18 protein-coding genes are annotated in these 16711 nt (G+C 36.0%); 17 read left to right on the forward strand and 1 reads right to left on the reverse strand.

From position 1 onward, the window contains the following. Nucleotides 1–8 precede the first annotated feature (8 nt). The 12 genes from TTHE_RS01860 to TTHE_RS01915 all read left to right on the forward strand — a co-directional run bounded on the left by TTHE_RS01860 (nt 9) and on the right by TTHE_RS01915 (nt 8607). Nucleotides 9–233, forward strand: a complete 225-nt coding sequence (locus TTHE_RS01860; protein WP_013296920.1) for a hypothetical protein — start codon at nt 9–11, stop codon at nt 231–233. 104 nt (nt 234–337) lie between these two features. Then, nucleotides 338–862 (forward strand): hypothetical protein, encoded by a 525-nt coding sequence (locus TTHE_RS01865; protein ID WP_013296921.1) that lies wholly within the window; start codon nt 338–340, stop codon nt 860–862. A 4-nt stretch (nt 863–866) separates the two neighbouring features. After that, complete coding sequence (locus tag TTHE_RS01870; protein WP_013296922.1) at nt 867–1793, forward strand: hypothetical protein; 927 nt, start codon at nt 867–869, stop codon at nt 1791–1793. Nucleotides 1794–1849: 56 nt separating this feature from the next. Then, nucleotides 1850–2944 carry an NAD(P)H-binding protein gene (locus tag TTHE_RS01875; RefSeq protein ID WP_013296923.1) on the forward strand — a complete coding sequence of 365 codons (1095 nt, stop codon included), beginning with the start codon at nt 1850–1852 and terminating at the stop codon, nt 2942–2944. Nucleotides 2945–3099: 155 nt separating this feature from the next. After that, a complete protein-coding gene (gene greA / locus TTHE_RS01880) occupies nt 3100–3573 on the forward strand; it encodes a transcription elongation factor GreA (protein ID WP_013296924.1) in 474 nt (157 codons plus the stop codon). A 15-nt stretch (nt 3574–3588) separates the two neighbouring features. Continuing rightward, nucleotides 3589–5109, forward strand: coding sequence for a lysine--tRNA ligase (gene lysS / locus TTHE_RS01885; protein ID WP_013296925.1), 1521 nt, complete (start codon nt 3589–3591; stop codon nt 5107–5109). Between the two features lie 173 nt (nt 5110–5282). Then, entirely contained in the window at nt 5283–5846 is a 564-nt protein-coding gene (gene folE, locus TTHE_RS01890) for a GTP cyclohydrolase I FolE (RefSeq protein WP_013296926.1), read from the forward strand. 28 nt (nt 5847–5874) lie between these two features. Next, the gene (gene folP, locus TTHE_RS01895; RefSeq protein WP_013296927.1) at nt 5875–6687 is read left to right on the forward strand and encodes a dihydropteroate synthase; all 813 of its coding nucleotides are present in this window, start codon (nt 5875–5877) and stop codon (nt 6685–6687) included. After that, nucleotides 6684–7181: a 2-amino-4-hydroxy-6-hydroxymethyldihydropteridine diphosphokinase gene (gene folK / locus TTHE_RS01900; protein ID WP_013296928.1), complete on the forward strand. Its 498-nt coding sequence runs from the start codon at nt 6684–6686 to the stop codon at nt 7179–7181. Before folP ends, folK begins: the two co-directional genes overlap by 4 nt. 2 nt (nt 7182–7183) lie before the next feature. After that, on the forward strand, nt 7184–7555 hold the full coding sequence (gene queD / locus TTHE_RS01905; RefSeq protein WP_013296929.1) for a 6-carboxytetrahydropterin synthase QueD: 372 nt from the start codon (nt 7184–7186) through the stop codon (nt 7553–7555). A 21-nt stretch (nt 7556–7576) separates the two neighbouring features. Next, complete coding sequence (sfsA, locus tag TTHE_RS01910) at nt 7577–8266, forward strand: DNA/RNA nuclease SfsA (protein WP_013296930.1); 690 nt, start codon at nt 7577–7579, stop codon at nt 8264–8266. Nucleotides 8267–8391: 125 nt separating this feature from the next. Continuing rightward, a complete protein-coding gene (locus tag TTHE_RS01915) occupies nt 8392–8607 on the forward strand; it encodes a DUF896 domain-containing protein (protein WP_013296931.1) in 216 nt (71 codons plus the stop codon). Between the two features lie 21 nt (nt 8608–8628). Here the strand turns inward: TTHE_RS01915 and TTHE_RS01920 are convergent, their stop codons facing one another. Continuing rightward, nucleotides 8629–8814 carry a hypothetical protein gene (locus TTHE_RS01920; RefSeq protein ID WP_013296932.1) on the reverse strand — a complete coding sequence of 62 codons (186 nt, stop codon included), beginning with the start codon at nt 8812–8814 and terminating at the stop codon, nt 8629–8631. A gap of 105 nt (nt 8815–8919) precedes the next feature. Here TTHE_RS01920 and TTHE_RS01925 point away from each other — a divergent pair, with 105 nt between their 5' ends. From TTHE_RS01925 to TTHE_RS14290, 5 genes are all read left to right on the forward strand, one after another. Beyond that, nucleotides 8920–10314, forward strand: a complete 1395-nt coding sequence (locus TTHE_RS01925) for an aspartate aminotransferase family protein (protein WP_013296933.1) — start codon at nt 8920–8922, stop codon at nt 10312–10314. A 22-nt stretch (nt 10315–10336) separates the two neighbouring features. Further along, nucleotides 10337–10819, forward strand: coding sequence for a thioredoxin family protein (locus tag TTHE_RS01930; protein ID WP_013296934.1), 483 nt, complete (start codon nt 10337–10339; stop codon nt 10817–10819). 214 nt (nt 10820–11033) lie between these two features. Further along, entirely contained in the window at nt 11034–14465 is a 3432-nt protein-coding gene (locus tag TTHE_RS01935; RefSeq protein ID WP_013296935.1) for an adenosylcobalamin-dependent ribonucleoside-diphosphate reductase, read from the forward strand. Nucleotides 14466–14650: 185 nt separating this feature from the next. Beyond that, nucleotides 14651–16315, forward strand: coding sequence for a sensor domain-containing diguanylate cyclase (locus tag TTHE_RS01945; protein ID WP_013296936.1), 1665 nt, complete (start codon nt 14651–14653; stop codon nt 16313–16315). Between the two features lie 74 nt (nt 16316–16389). Beyond that, complete coding sequence (locus TTHE_RS14290) at nt 16390–16551, forward strand: hypothetical protein (protein ID WP_013296937.1); 162 nt, start codon at nt 16390–16392, stop codon at nt 16549–16551. Nucleotides 16552–16711: the final 160 nt, after the last annotated feature.

A 16711-nucleotide genomic window follows, 5' to 3' on the forward strand; every position in this document is an offset into this window, starting at 1 on the left:
GGTTAATTATGTTAAATGCATTGGGAATCACGATTATATTTTTAATAATAATATTTATGGAAGTACCTGGGCTAATAAAGAAGAAAAAGACAAAAGAAATCGTAGTATTTTTCATACTGATTGTAATTGGATATACTCTTAATTTGCTTGTAGCTTTCGATATAAAAGTCACCGCTACGAATAAAATCATTGAGATGCTTTTAAAGCCTGTAGAAAAGATCTGGGGCAAATGAAGATTAAATTTCATTTGCCTTAAAATCATCTTGAAATATATGCCAAAAAGTAGTAGAATTATAACTAGTATGAGCACAATGTGTGCACATAAAGGATGGTTAATATGGATTTTGTAAAAATTGGTGAAAAGATTATAAACATTAAAAAGTTGCACAATACAATAGATAAAATAATAGAAATGAGGGTAAATGGCTTTTCGCAGCAGGAGACAGCATCAAAATTCAAAGTAGACAGGAGTTTTATATCACGGCTTGAAAATATAGGTGAGGTGAGGAAAGGCGGTAATATTGCAGTAATAGGATTTCCTATAAAAAACAAAGATGAAATTGAAAGGTTGTTAAAGGATTATGGGATTGAGTTTATACTACTACTATCAGAAAAGGAACGATTAGGCATAGCAGATAAGATGACAGGTGCAGAGCTTTTTAACATGGTCATGGACATAATCGCGAAGATACAGTCTTATGATACGATAATATTTCTCGGCTCTGATAAAAGGACAAATTTGATTGAAGCAATCTTTGACAAAGAAGTAATATGTGTCAACATTGGGCATTCACCTCTTACAGAGGATGTTTATGTAAAACCAGAACTTATTGTAGACATTTTAAATACTTTAAGGAGATGATTCAGTGAAAAGAGTAGTCAGTGTAAGTATAGGTTCTTCTACAAGAAATAATAAAGTTGAGACTGAGATATTTGGAGAGAAATTTGTAATTGAAAGAATCGGTACAGATGGGGATATGAAAAAAGCCATAGAGCTTATAAAAGAACTGGATGGAAAAGTAGATGCTTTTGGCATGGGCGGAATAGACCTTTATCTATATGCTGGAGAAAGGAGATATATCATAAAGGATGCAGTTCCACTCAAAAATGCTGCTAAGAAATCCCCTATCGTAGACGGTTCTGGCCTTAAGAATACACTTGAGAGAAGAGTAATAAAATACATACATGACAACGATATTGTCGACATAAAAGGCAAAAAAGTTCTCATAGTAAGTGCTATGGATAGGTTTGGCATGACACAGACATTTCACGAATATGGAGCAAAATTAACTCTTGGAGACATCATATTTGCTTTAGGTTTGCCAATCCCACTTCATTCTCTAAAGTTGCTTTATGGTTTGGCAGCTATTATTGCTCCTATAATAGTCAAGATGCCGTTTGAGATGCTGTATCCAACAGGAGATAAGCAGCTTTCTATAGATAGCAAAAAATATGAAAAGTTTTATAAGGATGCAGACATAATAGCTGGTGACTACCTTTTTGTAAAAAAATACATGCCTGAGGATTTAAAAGATAAAATAATAGTAACAAATACGGTGACAAAAGATGATGTTAAGATGCTTAAAGATAGAGGCGTTAAGCTTCTTATTACAACAACTCCAAACTTAAATGGAAGATCTTTTGGCACAAATGTCATGGAAGCCGTTCTCGTATCCATATCAGGGAAAAGCCCGTCTGAAATGAAGCCAGATGACTACAATATGTTGCTAGATAAAATTGGTTTTGAGCCAAGAGTAGAGTATTTAAACGAAAAAGCTGCGGCAGAAAGATAAGATGTCATAAGCGATTGATAAATTTTCCATTAAATAGATTGAAAGGATGATGTTTGATGCATAAGTTTGGGTTTATAATACATCCAATTGAATATGAGGATGTTAGCAGAAAGTTTAAGATCATGAATAAATTGCCTCGCAGGTTCGTAGAGGGCTTCACCCGGATGTTGCCACCTCTTAAGGTTTCAGAAATAACAGGCGTAAAAAGCAAATATGCTGAGACTGAAGGTTATTTTGTGGCTGTGCCGCTTATTTCAAATCAAATGATGAGCCTTCCGGAAGATTATGTGATGAAAAAAATAATAAAAGCTGGCAAGATAGCAGAAAATCTAGGCGCTGAAATTGTAGGCCTTGGTGCTCTCACATCTGTTGTTGGGGATGCAGGTTTTACAGTTGCGAAAAATCTAAACATAGCAGTGACAACTGGCAACAGCTATACAATTGCAACCGCAATAGAAGGCACAAAAAAGGCCGCCGAGCTAATGGGAAAGGATATAAGAGATTCAGAAGTCGTTGTAATAGGAGCGACAGGTTCTATTGGAAAGGTATGTGCGGAGATTTTGTCCAGAGAAGCAAAATACATGACATTGGTAGCCAGAAACAAGCAAAAACTAGAGGATTTTAGCAGATATCTTCTAGAAAAAACGGGCATGGCAGCGAGAGTCACATCTGACGTAAAAGAGGCTCTTAAAAGTGCTGACATAGTTGTAACGGTTACGAGTGCCGTTGATACTATTATCAAACCAGAATATTTAAAGCCTGGAGCAGTTGTATGCGATGTAGCACGACCGAGAGATGTATCAAAGGAAGTTGCTGATGCAAGAGATGACGTTTTAGTCATTGAAGGTGGTGTAGTAGAAGTACCTGGTGATGTAGATTTCCACTTCAATTTTGGATTTCCACCAAAGACCAGCTATGCATGCATGGCAGAGACGATGATACTTGCAATGGAAGGTAGAATAGAAAACTACTCATTAGGGAGAGATTTAACAGTGGAGCAGGTAGATACAATTGCAAAGCTGGCTAAGAAGCATGGCTTTAAACTGGGGGGATTTAGAAGCTTTGAAAGAGCTGTATCAGAGGAAACTATAGAAAATGTCAGAAAGAACGCTGCAAGGCGATTAAAAGGAAATAGATTTAGCACTGTATAGTACTTGACTTTATTTGTAAACTGTTTTATAATATTCCACATGAAAATATAGACACAAGCACTGCATGAAGCAGTGCTTGTGTATTAATATTATCATAAATGATACGGCTTAAACATAGAATAAAATACAAATTTGTTATAAAGGAGATTGGCAATATGGGTAAGCAAGTAATTTTGACTTATGACGGTTTAAAAAAATTAGAAGAAGAGTTAGACTATCTGAAGTCTGTAAAAAGACCTGAAGTTGCAGAAAAGATAAAACAAGCACGTGCTTTTGGCGATTTAAGTGAAAATTCTGAGTACGATGAAGCAAAAAATGAGCAAGCATTTATTGAAGGAAGAATAGCTACAATCGAGGCTATGCTTCGAAATGCCCAGGTAATCGATGAAGAGGATATTACAATTGACAAAGTAAGTGTGGGCTGTACAGTAAAGGTTTATGATGAGGAATTTAAGGAGGAATCAGAGTACACAATAGTAGGTTCTACGGAAGCCGACCCTATGAACAACAAGATATCTGATGAATCACCTATAGGCAAAGCACTAATTGGGAAAAAGGTTGGTGACAGCGTTTCTGTTGAAGTGCCGGCAGGTATAATAAAACTCAAAGTACTAGAAATACACAAATAAAATTGGAGGAGTATTATGGCGAACACGAATGATGTAAATAACGGTGAAAATCTCAATGAACTTCTTAAGATAAGAAGAAATAAGTTGGACGAGCTCAGAAGCTTAGGGATAGAGCCCTATGGCATTGACAAATTTGATAGAACTAACATGACATCAGAAATAAAGAATGACTATGATAATTTTGAAGGTAAGACAGTTACAATTGCAGGGCGCATAATGTCAAAGAGAGGCCATGGCAAGGCATCATTTGCTGATATACAGGACAGAGACGGAAGAATTCAGCTTTATTTTAAGTTGGATGTATTAGGCGAAAAAAACTACGAAATATTTAAAATACTTGACATTGGAGATATTATAGGTGTTACAGGCGAGGTATTTAAGTCAAAAACAGGTGAAGTAACTATAAGGGTGCAGGATTTTAAGCTTCTTTCAAAGTCATTGCAGGTACTTCCTGATAAATGGCATGGACTTAAAGATCCTGATTTAAGGTACAGGCAGAGGTATGTGGATCTAATAATCAATCCTGGCGTAAAAGAGACGTTTATTAAAAGGACCGCAATCATAAAGGCCATAAGGGAGTTTTTGGACAGCAGAGGCTTCATAGAAGTTGAAACACCTATACTTCATACTATAGCAGGTGGCGCTGCAGCAAGGCCATTTATAACACACCACAATGCTCTTGATATAGACATGTACTTGAGGATAGCCCTTGAACTCCATCTAAAGAGGCTTATTGTGGGCGGATTGGAAAAAGTATATGAGATGGGAAGAGTATTTAGGAATGAAGGAATGGATATAAGGCACAATCCTGAATTTACACTATTGGAATTATATGAGGCATATACAGATTATCATGGAATGATGGATATAACAGAGAATTTATTTGCATACGTTGCAGAAAAGGTAAATGGCAGTAAAAAGATTGTATATCAAGGGACAGAGATAGATCTTACGCCCCCTTGGAGAAGGCTTACTATGATAGATGCCATAAAGGAATTTCTAGACATAGATTTTAACAAAGTATCATCTGATGAAGAAGCTATAGAGATTGCCAAGAAGAATCACCTGGAAGTCAAGGAAGGGATGAAGAAAGGGGACATCATAGCACTTGTCTTTGATGAACTCTGTGAAAGTCACCTTATCCAGCCTACATTTATCATGGACTATCCCGTTGAGATATCGCCTCTTGCAAAGAGAAAACACGATAATCCTGCACTTACATCTAGGTTTGAAGCATTTATATATGGCAGGGAAGTTGCAAATGCATTTTCAGAGTTAAACGACCCTATAGACCAAAAGGAGAGGTTTATAGAGCAACTTAAGCAGAGAGAAGCTGGCAATGATGAGGCACATATGATGGATGAGGATTTCATAAATGCGCTTGAAGTAGGTATGCCTCCAACCGGCGGATTGGGCATCGGCGTTGACAGGCTTATCATGTTTATGACTGATGCATATTCTATAAGGGATGTCATACTATTCCCAACAATGAAGCCAAAGGCAGAACAGGACGAATTAAAAAACGAAAATGAATAAATAACTTTAAATGCAACGCATAAAACGGTTCTATGGAGCCGTTTTTAATTTTTAAATTAATTTGCAAACAAATATTCGTGTAGTTTAGTAAGCAGTCGTATTACTCTAATACTTGTATACAAATCTAAAAAATGATATATTGATATAAAAAGTTCTATTTGAGGAGCATGGCGATGATTGATAAAGAAAAGATAAAAAAGGCTGTTTATGATATACTTGAAGCTATTGGAGAAGATCCAAATAGGGAAGGGCTTTTAGAGACGCCTGATAGAGTTGCACGAATGTATGAAGAGATATTTTCAGGACTTCATACGGATGTCATGGATGTGATAAAGACTTTTAAAGAAGATGAGCATCAAGAGATAGTCATAGTGAAAGATATACCTATGTATTCTATGTGTGAACATCATTTATTGCCATTTATGGGTGTGGCACATGTAGCGTACCTTCCAAGGAAAGGGACAATACTTGGTCTTTCTAAACTTGCTAGAATAGTTGATGTTTTAGCAAAGAAGCCACAGCTACAAGAGAGGCTTACGAGTGAGATTGCTGATACAATTGTTAAAGCTGCAAATCCTTTAGGTGTTGCTGTAGTCGTTGAAGCAGAGCACCTTTGCATGACGATGCGGGGCATCAAAAAACCCGGTGCCAAAACGGTCACATCTGCTTTAAGAGGGTTGTTTAAAACAGATCAGAGGTCTAGGGAAGAAGTTATGCTTTTAATAAATGGTAAATGAATGGATTAAGAATGAGAGGGTGGTATGAATGACTGGCTTGTTAAAGGTGAGAGATAAGGAAATTGAAATAGGCAAGAGGACTTATATAATGGGAATATTGAACATGACACCTGATTCCTTCTCAGATGGTGGGAAGTACAATACGCTAGAGAAAGGCATGGAAAGAGCCTTAAAGATGATTGAAGATGGAGCTGACATCATAGATGTTGGAGGCGAATCATCAAGACCTGGCTATAAACCTGTGACGGCTGAAGAAGAGCTTAGACGGATAAATGACATTGTAAAGAAATTGCAGGAAGTAAATACTATAGTTTCAGTAGATACGATGAAATCTAAAGTAGCAGAAGAATCGCTTAAAAATGGAGCACATATTATAAATGACATTTGGGGCTTGCAAAGGGATCCCGACATGGCAAAAGTTGTAGCTGACTATGGTGCAGGCGTTGTAATCATGCACAATAAGGATGTTGCAGAATACGACGATCTTTTGAAAGATGTCATAAGCTTTTTAGAAAAAAGCATCGATATAGCGTTGAAAGCGGGTATAAAAGAGGAAAATATAATGATTGATCCGGGTATAGGTTTTGGCAAAACTTTAGAGCACAATTTGACATTGATGAAAAGGCTTGACGAACTAAAGGTTTTAGGATTTCCAATACTGCTGGGGACATCCAGAAAGTCTATGATAGGCCATGTTTTGAAGCTTGACGTCAATGAGAGAGTTGAAGGTACTGCTGCGACAGTAGCAATTGGCATATCTAAAGGTGCTGATATCGTAAGAGTGCACGATGTCAAAGAGATGGCACGGGTTGCTAAGATGACGGATGCGATGGTAAGATGACGGATACATATATGTCGATTGGCTCTAACGTGGGAGATAGGGAAGGATACTTAAAAAGTGCACTTATTAAGCTTACAAAGAATTCGGTTATCATAGAAAAAGTATCTCCCATTTATGAGACAGAACCTGTTGGATATAAAGAACAAGGCAAATTTTTAAATGCGGTGGTACAGACAAAGACGGAACTTAAGCCCCATGAGCTGCTTAAGGTCATTAATACTGTAGAAAAAGAGCTTGGAAGAGAGAGGCTTATAAGATGGGGACCCCGTACAATTGACATAGATATACTGTTGTATGGTGATGTAACTATAAATGATGATGACTTAAAGATACCTCATGAGAGAATGTGGGAGAGAGCGTTTGTACTTGTGCCACTTAATGATATTGCTCCCAACATTGTGAAGGGTGGAATGAAATTATCAGATATTGTAGAATCGCTGCCTGATAAAATTGGCGTCAGACTGTATAAAAGAGATTGGTATAAGGTGGTGTAGATATGAAAGTAACAAAAGTATTTACTTTTGACAGTGCTCACAATTTAACTAAATACAATGGTAAATGCGAGAATTTACACGGTCATACGTATAAACTTGAAGTAACTGTAGAAGGCAGCGTCAATGACGAGGGAATCGTTATTGATTTTGCTGAGCTAAAAGCCATCGTAGAAAATCAAGTAGTTAAAAAATTGGATCATATGTACTTAAATGATGTTTTAGGATTTAACACTACATGTGAAAATATTATTACATGGGCGTGGAAGATATTAGAGCCTCTTTTAAGGACAGAGAGATACCATCTTTATAGTATTAAATTGTGGGAGACTCCTACAAATTTTGCAGAAGTAGATATTAAAGACTTTGAAAAATAATTTTGGAAGGTCGACTTTTTAATGATTATAGAAAATCCAACTGTCAAAGGCAAATTCGTAAAGAGGATAAATAGATTTTTGGCGTATGTTGAAATTGATGGTGAAGTAATCCTTACGCATGTCCCCAATACAGGTAGATGCAAAGAATTGTTTGTGCCGGGTGCAACTGTTGTGCTGGAAAAACGGGAAAGTAGAGGACGGAAAACTCTATATGAGCTAGAGTTTGTGTATAAAGGGTCAAGGCTTATTTCAATAGATTCACAAGTGCCTAATAAAGTTGTGCTGGATAATATTTTGAGAGGTAAAATAAAACAGTTTAATGGATACGATGTTATAGAGAGGGAAAAGACATACGAAAACAGCAAATTTGATATTAGGTTATCAAAAAATGAAGAGATATTTTATATTGAGGTAAAGGGAGTTACTCTTGAGAATAATGGTGTTGTAATGTTTCCTGATGCACCTACCGAAAGAGGGGCAAAGCACATGCTGGAACTTAAAAAGGTAAAAGAAAGCGGCATGAGGGCGGCGGTCATTTTTCTTGTGCAGATGGACGACGTACTGTACTTTACGCCTAATGTAAAGACAGATAAAAAGTTTGCATCTGCATTAAAAGATGCTGTTGATGCAGGTGTTGAAGCATATGCATTCTGCTGCGATGTGAAAGAAAACTTTGTCGATATAAAGAGGGAAGTTGAGATTAGATTTTAAATAATTTATTTACAAATTTTGACTTAATAAACTTAATAAAAAAGATATAGGCGGGTATTACTCGCCTTTTGTTTTTTTCAAAAAAGTCATATAATATAATTATTAATTGATAATGAGGTGGATATATGATAACAAAAGAGATGATAGACAGGATAAATTTTTTATACCATAAATCAAAAAGTGAAGGACTGACAGAGGAAGAAAAGCTTGAACAGTTAAAGTTAAGGAGAGAATACATTAAGGAGATAAGAAATAGAGTAAAACAGCAGCTTGACAATATAGAATTTGTTGACCAGCATGAATGCAGTGATGATTGCTGTCATCACCACCACAGCAGATGATAAGAGGGAGAAGTATCTCCCTCATGTGACTTTGTCGTGCATAGGTCTTTTAATATCTTTGCTTGTGCCATGGCTGTGTGATTTGTATTGGACTTTTTGCGATTTTGCTTCACGCTTGAAATGCCTAGTCTCCCACTTATAGATGTCAGCAGCGAATTCCACTCGGTTTCCCTTGACGTTGGTCCAGTGGCTCTTTCTGATTGACATCAAAAACACCTCCAAATGATTTATTGGTGTTCAATTATATTTTTCATTAATAAATTAAATTTATACTGATAACAGTTAGTTTAAATTAAAGAAAGGATGTTTTTTATGAAAGATAATTCTAAATACATAACCTGTGATGATGCGCTTAAATTAAATAGAAATCAAGTCAGGGAAAACTATAAAGAGTATGTTAATTCTAATTTTGTCTCAATGCTATCAATGCTGCAGTTTGATAAACTGTTTGTAAAGGCAAAAGGTGTCTCGGTCTGGGACAGCGATGGCAATGAGTACTTAGATTTTCTCGGTGGCTACGGTGCATTAAACCTTGGACATAATCCTGATGAAATATATGAAGCGATAGAAAAGGTGAAAGATCTACCAAATATACTTCAAGCTGCTGTGAACGATTTTCCTGGTGCGTTGGCATATGATTTAGCGTTGGTTACCCCGGGTGATTTGAAAAGGAGCTTTTTCTGTAACAGCGGTGCTGAGGCAGTTGAAGGAGCTTTAAAACTTGCAAAAATTGCGTCGGGAAAGCATAAAATAGTGTACTGTAAAAATTCTTTCCATGGGAAGTCGGCAGGTGCGCTGTCTGTTACAGGGCGTGAAAAATATCAAAAGTATTTTAAACCGCTTGTTCCTGATACTGTACAAGTGGAATACGGAGATGCTGATGCGCTGGAAGATGCCTTGAAAGGGAAGGATGTAGCGGCGTTTATAGTAGAACCTATACAAGGTGAAGGCGGCGTTATCGTGCCACATGATGGATATTTAAAAGAAGTTAGAGAGCTTACAACAAAGTATGATGCATATCTCATATTTGATGAAGTTCAGACAGGATTTGGAAGAACCGGCAAGATGTTTGCTTGCGAACATGAAAATGTAGTGCCTGATATCATGTGCTTGGCAAAATCGCTTGGAGGCGGTGTGATGCCGATTGGCGCCTATATTGCCAAAGATGATGTATGGAAGAAAGGTTATGGCACGATGGACAGATGTCTTTTACACACGTCAACATTTGGCGGCAATACTTTGGCATGTGCGGCCGGCATAACTGCCATAAAACTCATTTTAGACAAAAATCTTCCAGAAGCGGCAAAAGAAAAAGGCGAATATTTCTTAGGCAGATTAAAAGAGTTGAAGGAAAAGCACAAGCTCATCAAGGATGTGAGAGGAAAGGGCCTCATGATAGGTGTTGAATTTAACCAGCCAGAAGGCGGAATAATTGATAAATTATCTGGCGGTGCCGTATCGAGATTGTCAAATGAGTACCTTGGATCATTAGTTGCCGGTGAACTGCAAAATAAGCATCATATTATAACGGCATATACTTTGAATAATCCAAATGTAATAAGGTTTGAACCGCCTTTAATCGTTACAAAAGAACAGCTTGACAGAGTTGTAGAGGCATTGGACGAAATAATGACAAGAAGCGGTAGTTTACTAGGAATGACGCTATCTAGTGCAAAAACGGTTATAGGTTCACTTTTCAATAGATAAATTGTGGGAAAGGTGATGTATTATGGATCTAAAGCAGCTATTTTACAATGGTGTAAGTTTTAGTGAGTTTGTTAAAAGCGAGAATAATGAGATTACAGAGAGATTGAAAAGCAGGTACGATAATATAGCCCTTGATGGAACTGCAGTTAATTTTAAAAACAAAGTTCGCTATGTATTGGCTTTTGCAGAGAATTGGTGCCCAGACTGTCAAGTAAGCGTGCCTATCATGGCAAAACTATGTGATGTAGCAAAGATTGATTTTAAAATATTGAAAAGAGAAGGCCATGAGGAGGAGATGAAACCATTTTATGAAGATGGAAAAGCAAAGATACCAACATTTGCTTTTCTGGACGATTCTTTCAATGTGGTAGGTACATGGATAGAAAGGCCTAAAGTCATAAAGGAACTTGTGGCAAAAGGCGACAATAGTTATAGAAGAGGTTATGTCAATGGAGAATATGATAAAGACATTGTAAATGAACTTTTGGAAATAATGTCCCGGTAATTCCGGGAATTTTTTATGACATTTTAAATTAAATTTGTGTATGACGATATAAAGATTTAGAAATTCAAGATAAAAAGAAAAATCAAAGCGTATCAAGAGGCAAAAGCATAAAATTCGGGATAGAGGAGTTTGTTAAAATACACAATAAGATGTATAATTATCTTTATCGGTATACAAAATATTGTAGGCAACTACATATAAGGAGAGATTTATGATGAATTTGACGGAAAATTCTAAGAAGGTTCTTGAGAGAAGATACCTTGCTAAAGACGAGAATGGACGTGTTGTTGAGACTGTTGAGGAACTTTTTGAAAGAGTTGCTAAGTCTATTTCGGAGATTGACAAAAAATACGATAGCAACGCAAACATTGAAGAGCTTAAAAATAAATTTTATGATATGATGACAAATCTAGATTTTTTGCCTAATTCTCCAACTCTCATGAATGCAGGAAGGCCGTTGGGGCAGCTTTCAGCGTGTTTCGTGCTTCCAGTTGGGGATTCTATGGAAGAGATATTTGATGCTGTAAAGTATGCTGCTATCATTCATAAGAGCGGAGGAGGTACAGGCTTTAGTTTTTCAAGGCTTAGACCTAAAGGTGCTACTGTCAAGTCTACAGGCGGTGTTGCATCTGGCCCTGTAAGTTTTATGAAAGTATTTAATTCTGCGACGGAAGCCGTGAAACAGGGTGGTACGCGCCGTGGGGCCAACATGGGTATATTAAGGATAGACCATCCTGATATTCTTGAATTTATTCAATGCAAGCAGGATAACAATGAAATAACTAATTTTAATATAAGCGTCGGCATAACAGAGGATTTTATGAAAGCCGTTGAATCTGGCGAAGACTACGATCTTGTAGATCCCCATACGAAAAAGGTTGTTAATAAGCTTAATGCGAGAGAAGTATTTGAGCTCATTGTTGAGATGGCCTGGAAAAATGGTGAGCCGGGAATTGTATTTTTAGACCGAATAAACGAAAAAAATCCGACACCGGCAATAGGTGAAATTGAGTCAACAAATCCGTGTGTCACAGGGGATACGTGGGTAATGACTACAGAAGGGCCAAAGCAAGTAAATGATTTAATTGGTAAGCCTTTTGAAGCTGTTATAAATGGCCGGTTCTATAGAACTACAAATGAAGGTTTCTTTAAAACGGGGCATAAACATATTGTTTTAGTTGAGACGATTGAAGGGTACTCTATAAGATTAACTGATGATCACAAAATATTAAAAGTCGTAGATAGTAGCTTAAATGAAATGAAAACTGAATGGGTTTCTGCGATAGAACTAAAACCTGGAGATAAAATTATTCTTAATAATAACAGAAATTTAATTGGTTGGTCAGGGGAACTTGACGAAGGAGATGGATATCTATTAGGACTACTAGTCGGTGATGGTGTTCTTAAAAGAGATACTGCAATACTTTCCGTTTGGAAAGAAGGAAAAGCTGTAGGAGATGTGAACAATTGTGGCGTTGATAATGTTATGCAATATGCTTTGGATTGCGCAATGAGACTGCCGCATCGCAGAGATTTTACAGGGTGGATGGAAATAAAAGGGCGAAATGAATACAGGCTAAAATTAGCATCATTAAGAGACTTGGCGCTTAAAATGGGAATGCACAATGGATTTAAAACAGTAACTCCTGAATTAGAAAAAATGTCGTCAAGTGCTTACATAGGTTTTATTAGGGGACTTTTTGATTGTGATGCTTCTGTTCAAGGTAGCCCAGAAAAAGGTGCAAGTATACGACTTGCGCAGAGCGATTTAGATCTTTTAAAAGCGGTGCAAAGGATGTTATTGCGTTTAGGCATTGTAAGTAAGATATACGTTAACAGAAGAAAAGCTTCTATGAAACTAATGCCTGATGGAAAAGGAAGTCTAAAAGAATATAAAATAAAGCCACAACATGAGTTATGTATTAGCGGTGATAATATAGAAATTTATGCAAAACGGATAGGCTTCCAAGATCTTAAAAAAATGCATAGATTAAATACTCTTTTATCATCATATAAAAAGGGTTCTCATCAAGAACGGTTTGTAGCAAGAGTTTTAGATATTAAAGAAAGCGGATTTGAAGATGTTTATGATGTACAAGTACCTGGGATTAATTCATTTGACGCTAATGGTATAATTATACATAATTGTGGTGAACAACCACTTTTACCATATGAATCCTGTAACTTAGGGTCTATAAATCTTAAAAATATGCTAAAGGAGGAAAATGGCAAATATGAAGTTGATTATGACAAATTAAGAGATACCGTACATAATGCTGTACATTTTCTTGATAATGTCATAGATGCAAATAAATATCCACTGCCACAGATAGACGAGATGACTAAGGGTACCAGAAAAATAGGCTTAGGAGTCATGGGCTTTGCTGATATGCTGCTTATGCTAAATATACCGTACAATTCAGAAGAGGCTGTAGAATTTGCCGATAAATTAATGAAGTTCATCGATGAAGAGTCTAAAAAGGCATCAATGGAACTTGCAAAAAAGAGAGGCGTTTTTAAGTACTTCGATAAAAGCATATACAAGGATAAAAACATTAAGCTCAGGAATGCGACAACTACAACGATAGCACCTACAGGCACAATATCTATAATTGCAGGGACGTCCAGTGGAATTGAGCCTTTATTTGCCATAGCTATGACAAGAAATGTAATGGACAATACTCAACTGGTGGAAGTAAACCCTATTTTTAAAGAGGTTGCTTTAAAAAGAGGCTTTTACTCAGACGAATTGATGAAAAAGATAGCAGAACAAGGAACCTTAAAGGGAATTGATAGCATTCCTGATGATGTAAAAAAAGTATTTGTGACTGCTCATGACATCGACCCTGTTTGGCATATAAGGATGCAAGCAGCTTTTCAAAAGCATGTTGATAATGCGGTATCAAAAACAGTTAATTTTAGACATGATGCAACAGTTGATGATGTAAGAGAAGTCTATGAGCTTGCATATAGATTAGGGCTTAAAGGTGTCACTATTTATCGTGATGGAAGCCGTGATTCTCAGGTGTTGAATCTGGGTATAAAGAAGGATAAAAAGGAAGAAACAAAGAGCGATAAAAAGTCTGACATCAAAAAGAACCAAATCGTGCCAAGGCCAAGGCCGCCAGTTACAAAAGGAATCACTGAAAAGGTGAGAATAGGCTGCGGAAATTTGTATATAACGGTGAATTACGATGACAATGGGATATGTGAGGTATTTACAAATTTAGGACGTGCAGGTGGGTGTCCGTCACAGTCAGAAGCTACAAGCAGATTGATATCTATTGCGTTGAGATCAGGATTAGATGCCAAATCTATTGTAGAACAATTAAAAGGCATAAGATGTCATTCGACATTAAGGCAGATGGCAAACAATAAGGAAATTAAAGTGCTTTCATGTCCTGATGCGATAGCAAAGGTAATAGAAAAAGTGATGAAATTAAAAGTTGAAGAAAATGAGAATTTCGCTCCTATTGATGTGCCTATAAACGGAAGCAGCGACAAGTATGACGATGAAGAAGAACTTTATGCGGCATTTACAGATGATTCACATGAAGATCATTTTTGCCCTGAATGTGGCAGTGAGATTGAGCACGAAGGTGGATGCGTTGTCTGCAAAAACTGTGGATATTCAAAATGCGGTTAAAATAAATCATAATCAAAAAATCTCCCGATTTTGGGAGATTTTTTTGCACCATCTCAAAAAACGACATATTATGAATGATATGTATGATATAATTTCATTTGTGTATAAAATTTTGTTTATTAACAATGAAGGATTTTTTTAATTTGTGTCGAATAACTCATTAATTAAGTCAAGAGGGGTTAAAAATGTTAAAAAAAAGGGAAGTAATCTTTGATTCACTTTTAATTACAGCGGGTTTTTCACTGTTGATATTTTCCTGCATCAGATATGGTTTAAGAATAGATATAAAATTATTTTCTCTATTGCTGGTTATCATGCTTATACTTGATAATTTAGGAATTAAGTATACAGATATTAAACTGTCTATAAGCCCTGTGATTACGATAGCTTCGTTCTTGATATATGGGACAGAATCATCTACGCTTTTAGCTGTTCTGTCGATCATGATTGAAACAATATTTTTCAGGAAAAAAATTAAAAATGGATTTTTAAATGGGGCAATGTTTTCGATTACCTATATAACTGCGGGACATATTTATGAGCTTTTGGGTGGGAAATTTGGGCAATTTTCTTTAAATCAATTAAAATATATAATAATATATGTCCTAGCTAGCTTTGTCATAAATTATTTTATATTGTATTATGCATTGAAATTTCAAGGGAAAATGTTGTTTAAAAAGTATTGGACTGAAAGTTCTATATTAGAGCTGGTTTCTTATTTTGTAATGATACCTTTTGCCATATTTTTTGCAAATGTGTATTTAAAATATGGAACATATATATTTTTTTATCATGTGATACCTTTGATTTTATTAGCTTATTTTATCAAAGCGTTTAGAGACCTCTACAAAGCAAATCAAAGGCTTAATGCTCTGTACGAGATGGTTAAGATCATCAATTCAAAATTAGACTTAGATAAAACTTTGGAAGCAATTGTCTATGAAACGGAGAAGGTTGTGACTGTTTCAGGTATTGCCATCTACTTAAAGGATGAAAATGGCTTTTTGGTTAATGAGAAGATAAAGTGCTCTGATGAAGCCAAAAGTGCTTTTAAAGATGTGTATATGAATAACGAAGGGCTCATAGGAAAAGCTGTATATGAAGGAAAGTCTGTCATAATAGACAATTTAAAACGAGATAAGTACTATTTTGACAGAAATATATCTGATTATTTTGATTCTGCAATTGTAGTCCCTATTAAAAATACAGATAAAATAATTGGTTGCCTTTCAGTCTTTCAAAATGAAGTTAATGCTTTTGACGGCGAATCTCTCAAGATAATGGAGGCGCTATCAGAACAGTCATCAATAGCAATTATGAATGCGAAAAGATATTTTGAAATAAGAAAAAAATCAATTACTGACCCCCTGACGAAAACTTACAATAGGAGGTTTTTCGATCAGATATTGCACAACAGCATAACAAAGTCGGCGGAGGATAAAATGCCGGTTAGCCTTATAATGTTAGATGTGGATAAATTTAAGAACATAAATGACACATATGGTCATGTGATCGGTGATATTGTGCTGTGTGAAATAGCATCTAGGATTAAAAGCTGCGTAAGGAACAATGACATTGTTGCAAGGTATGGTGGTGAAGAATTTTCCGTGATATTGCCGAATCTTACAGCAGAACAAGCTTGTGTAATAGCAGAAAGAATAAGATATGAGGTATCATCGAAGCCAATAAAGACTGATGTGGGTGATATCACTATAACTGTAAGTGCTGGTGTTGCTGACTATCCTAATAAAGCGGAGTCGGCTGAAAAGCTTATAAGCCATGCTGATAGGGCCCTTTACGCTGGCTGCAAAACAAAAGGTAGAGACAGAGTTGCAGTATATGAAATATAAATAAAAATCTTCATAATATCTTCATTTTGAGTGGGTACAATATAGATAAATGATAAGTTGAGGAGGAATTCAAAATGGAGATATTAAAATTTATATTTAGTAGGGAATATAGAGCAAAGGTTGTAAATGCATTTACGGAAGAAGTTATTTCGCTGTGTTACGAAGCAGAAAAATCTATTTTTGAATTATATAGTCACAATGAAGAAAATATTGATGATATGGAAAAAGCTTCATAATAAATGCCGGTGTAAACCGGCATTTATACATTACATGATGGATTTATAGTATAATAGAATTAAGTAAGATGAATAAATTTAATTTTTATGATATTATATTGTAAAGGTGGGATGAAATTGATAGTTTTGTGACAATACTGTGTAAAGAATGAACTATTTT

Source organism: Thermoanaerobacterium thermosaccharolyticum DSM 571 (genome assembly GCF_000145615.1).
In the GTDB taxonomy this organism is placed as follows: Bacteria; Bacillota; Thermoanaerobacteria; order Thermoanaerobacterales; family Thermoanaerobacteraceae; genus Thermoanaerobacterium; species Thermoanaerobacterium thermosaccharolyticum.

Coding starts and splice junctions, on each gene's coding strand:
- TTHE_RS01860 (WP_013296920.1), top strand. CDS start 9: ATGTTAAATGCATTGGGAATCACGATTATATTTTTAATAATAATATTT.
- TTHE_RS01865 (WP_013296921.1), top strand. CDS start 338: ATGGATTTTGTAAAAATTGGTGAAAAGATTATAAACATTAAAAAGTTG.
- TTHE_RS01875 (WP_013296923.1), top strand. CDS start 1,850: ATGCATAAGTTTGGGTTTATAATACATCCAATTGAATATGAGGATGTT.
- greA (WP_013296924.1), top strand. CDS start 3,100: ATGGGTAAGCAAGTAATTTTGACTTATGACGGTTTAAAAAAATTAGAA.
- lysS (WP_013296925.1), top strand. CDS start 3,589: ATGGCGAACACGAATGATGTAAATAACGGTGAAAATCTCAATGAACTT.
- folE (WP_013296926.1), top strand. CDS start 5,283: ATGATTGATAAAGAAAAGATAAAAAAGGCTGTTTATGATATACTTGAA.
- folP (WP_013296927.1), top strand. CDS start 5,875: ATGACTGGCTTGTTAAAGGTGAGAGATAAGGAAATTGAAATAGGCAAG.
- folK (WP_013296928.1), top strand. CDS start 6,684: ATGACGGATACATATATGTCGATTGGCTCTAACGTGGGAGATAGGGAA.
- queD (WP_013296929.1), top strand. CDS start 7,184: ATGAAAGTAACAAAAGTATTTACTTTTGACAGTGCTCACAATTTAACT.
- sfsA (WP_013296930.1), top strand. CDS start 7,577: ATGATTATAGAAAATCCAACTGTCAAAGGCAAATTCGTAAAGAGGATA.
- TTHE_RS01915 (WP_013296931.1), top strand. CDS start 8,392: ATGATAACAAAAGAGATGATAGACAGGATAAATTTTTTATACCATAAA.
- TTHE_RS01920 (WP_013296932.1), bottom strand. CDS start 8,814: ATGTCAATCAGAAAGAGCCACTGGACCAACGTCAAGGGAAACCGAGTG.
- TTHE_RS01925 (WP_013296933.1), top strand. CDS start 8,920: ATGAAAGATAATTCTAAATACATAACCTGTGATGATGCGCTTAAATTA.
- TTHE_RS01930 (WP_013296934.1), top strand. CDS start 10,337: ATGGATCTAAAGCAGCTATTTTACAATGGTGTAAGTTTTAGTGAGTTT.
- TTHE_RS01935 (WP_013296935.1), top strand. CDS start 11,034: ATGAATTTGACGGAAAATTCTAAGAAGGTTCTTGAGAGAAGATACCTT.
- TTHE_RS01945 (WP_013296936.1), top strand. CDS start 14,651: ATGTTAAAAAAAAGGGAAGTAATCTTTGATTCACTTTTAATTACAGCG.
- TTHE_RS14290 (WP_013296937.1), top strand. CDS start 16,390: ATGGAGATATTAAAATTTATATTTAGTAGGGAATATAGAGCAAAGGTT.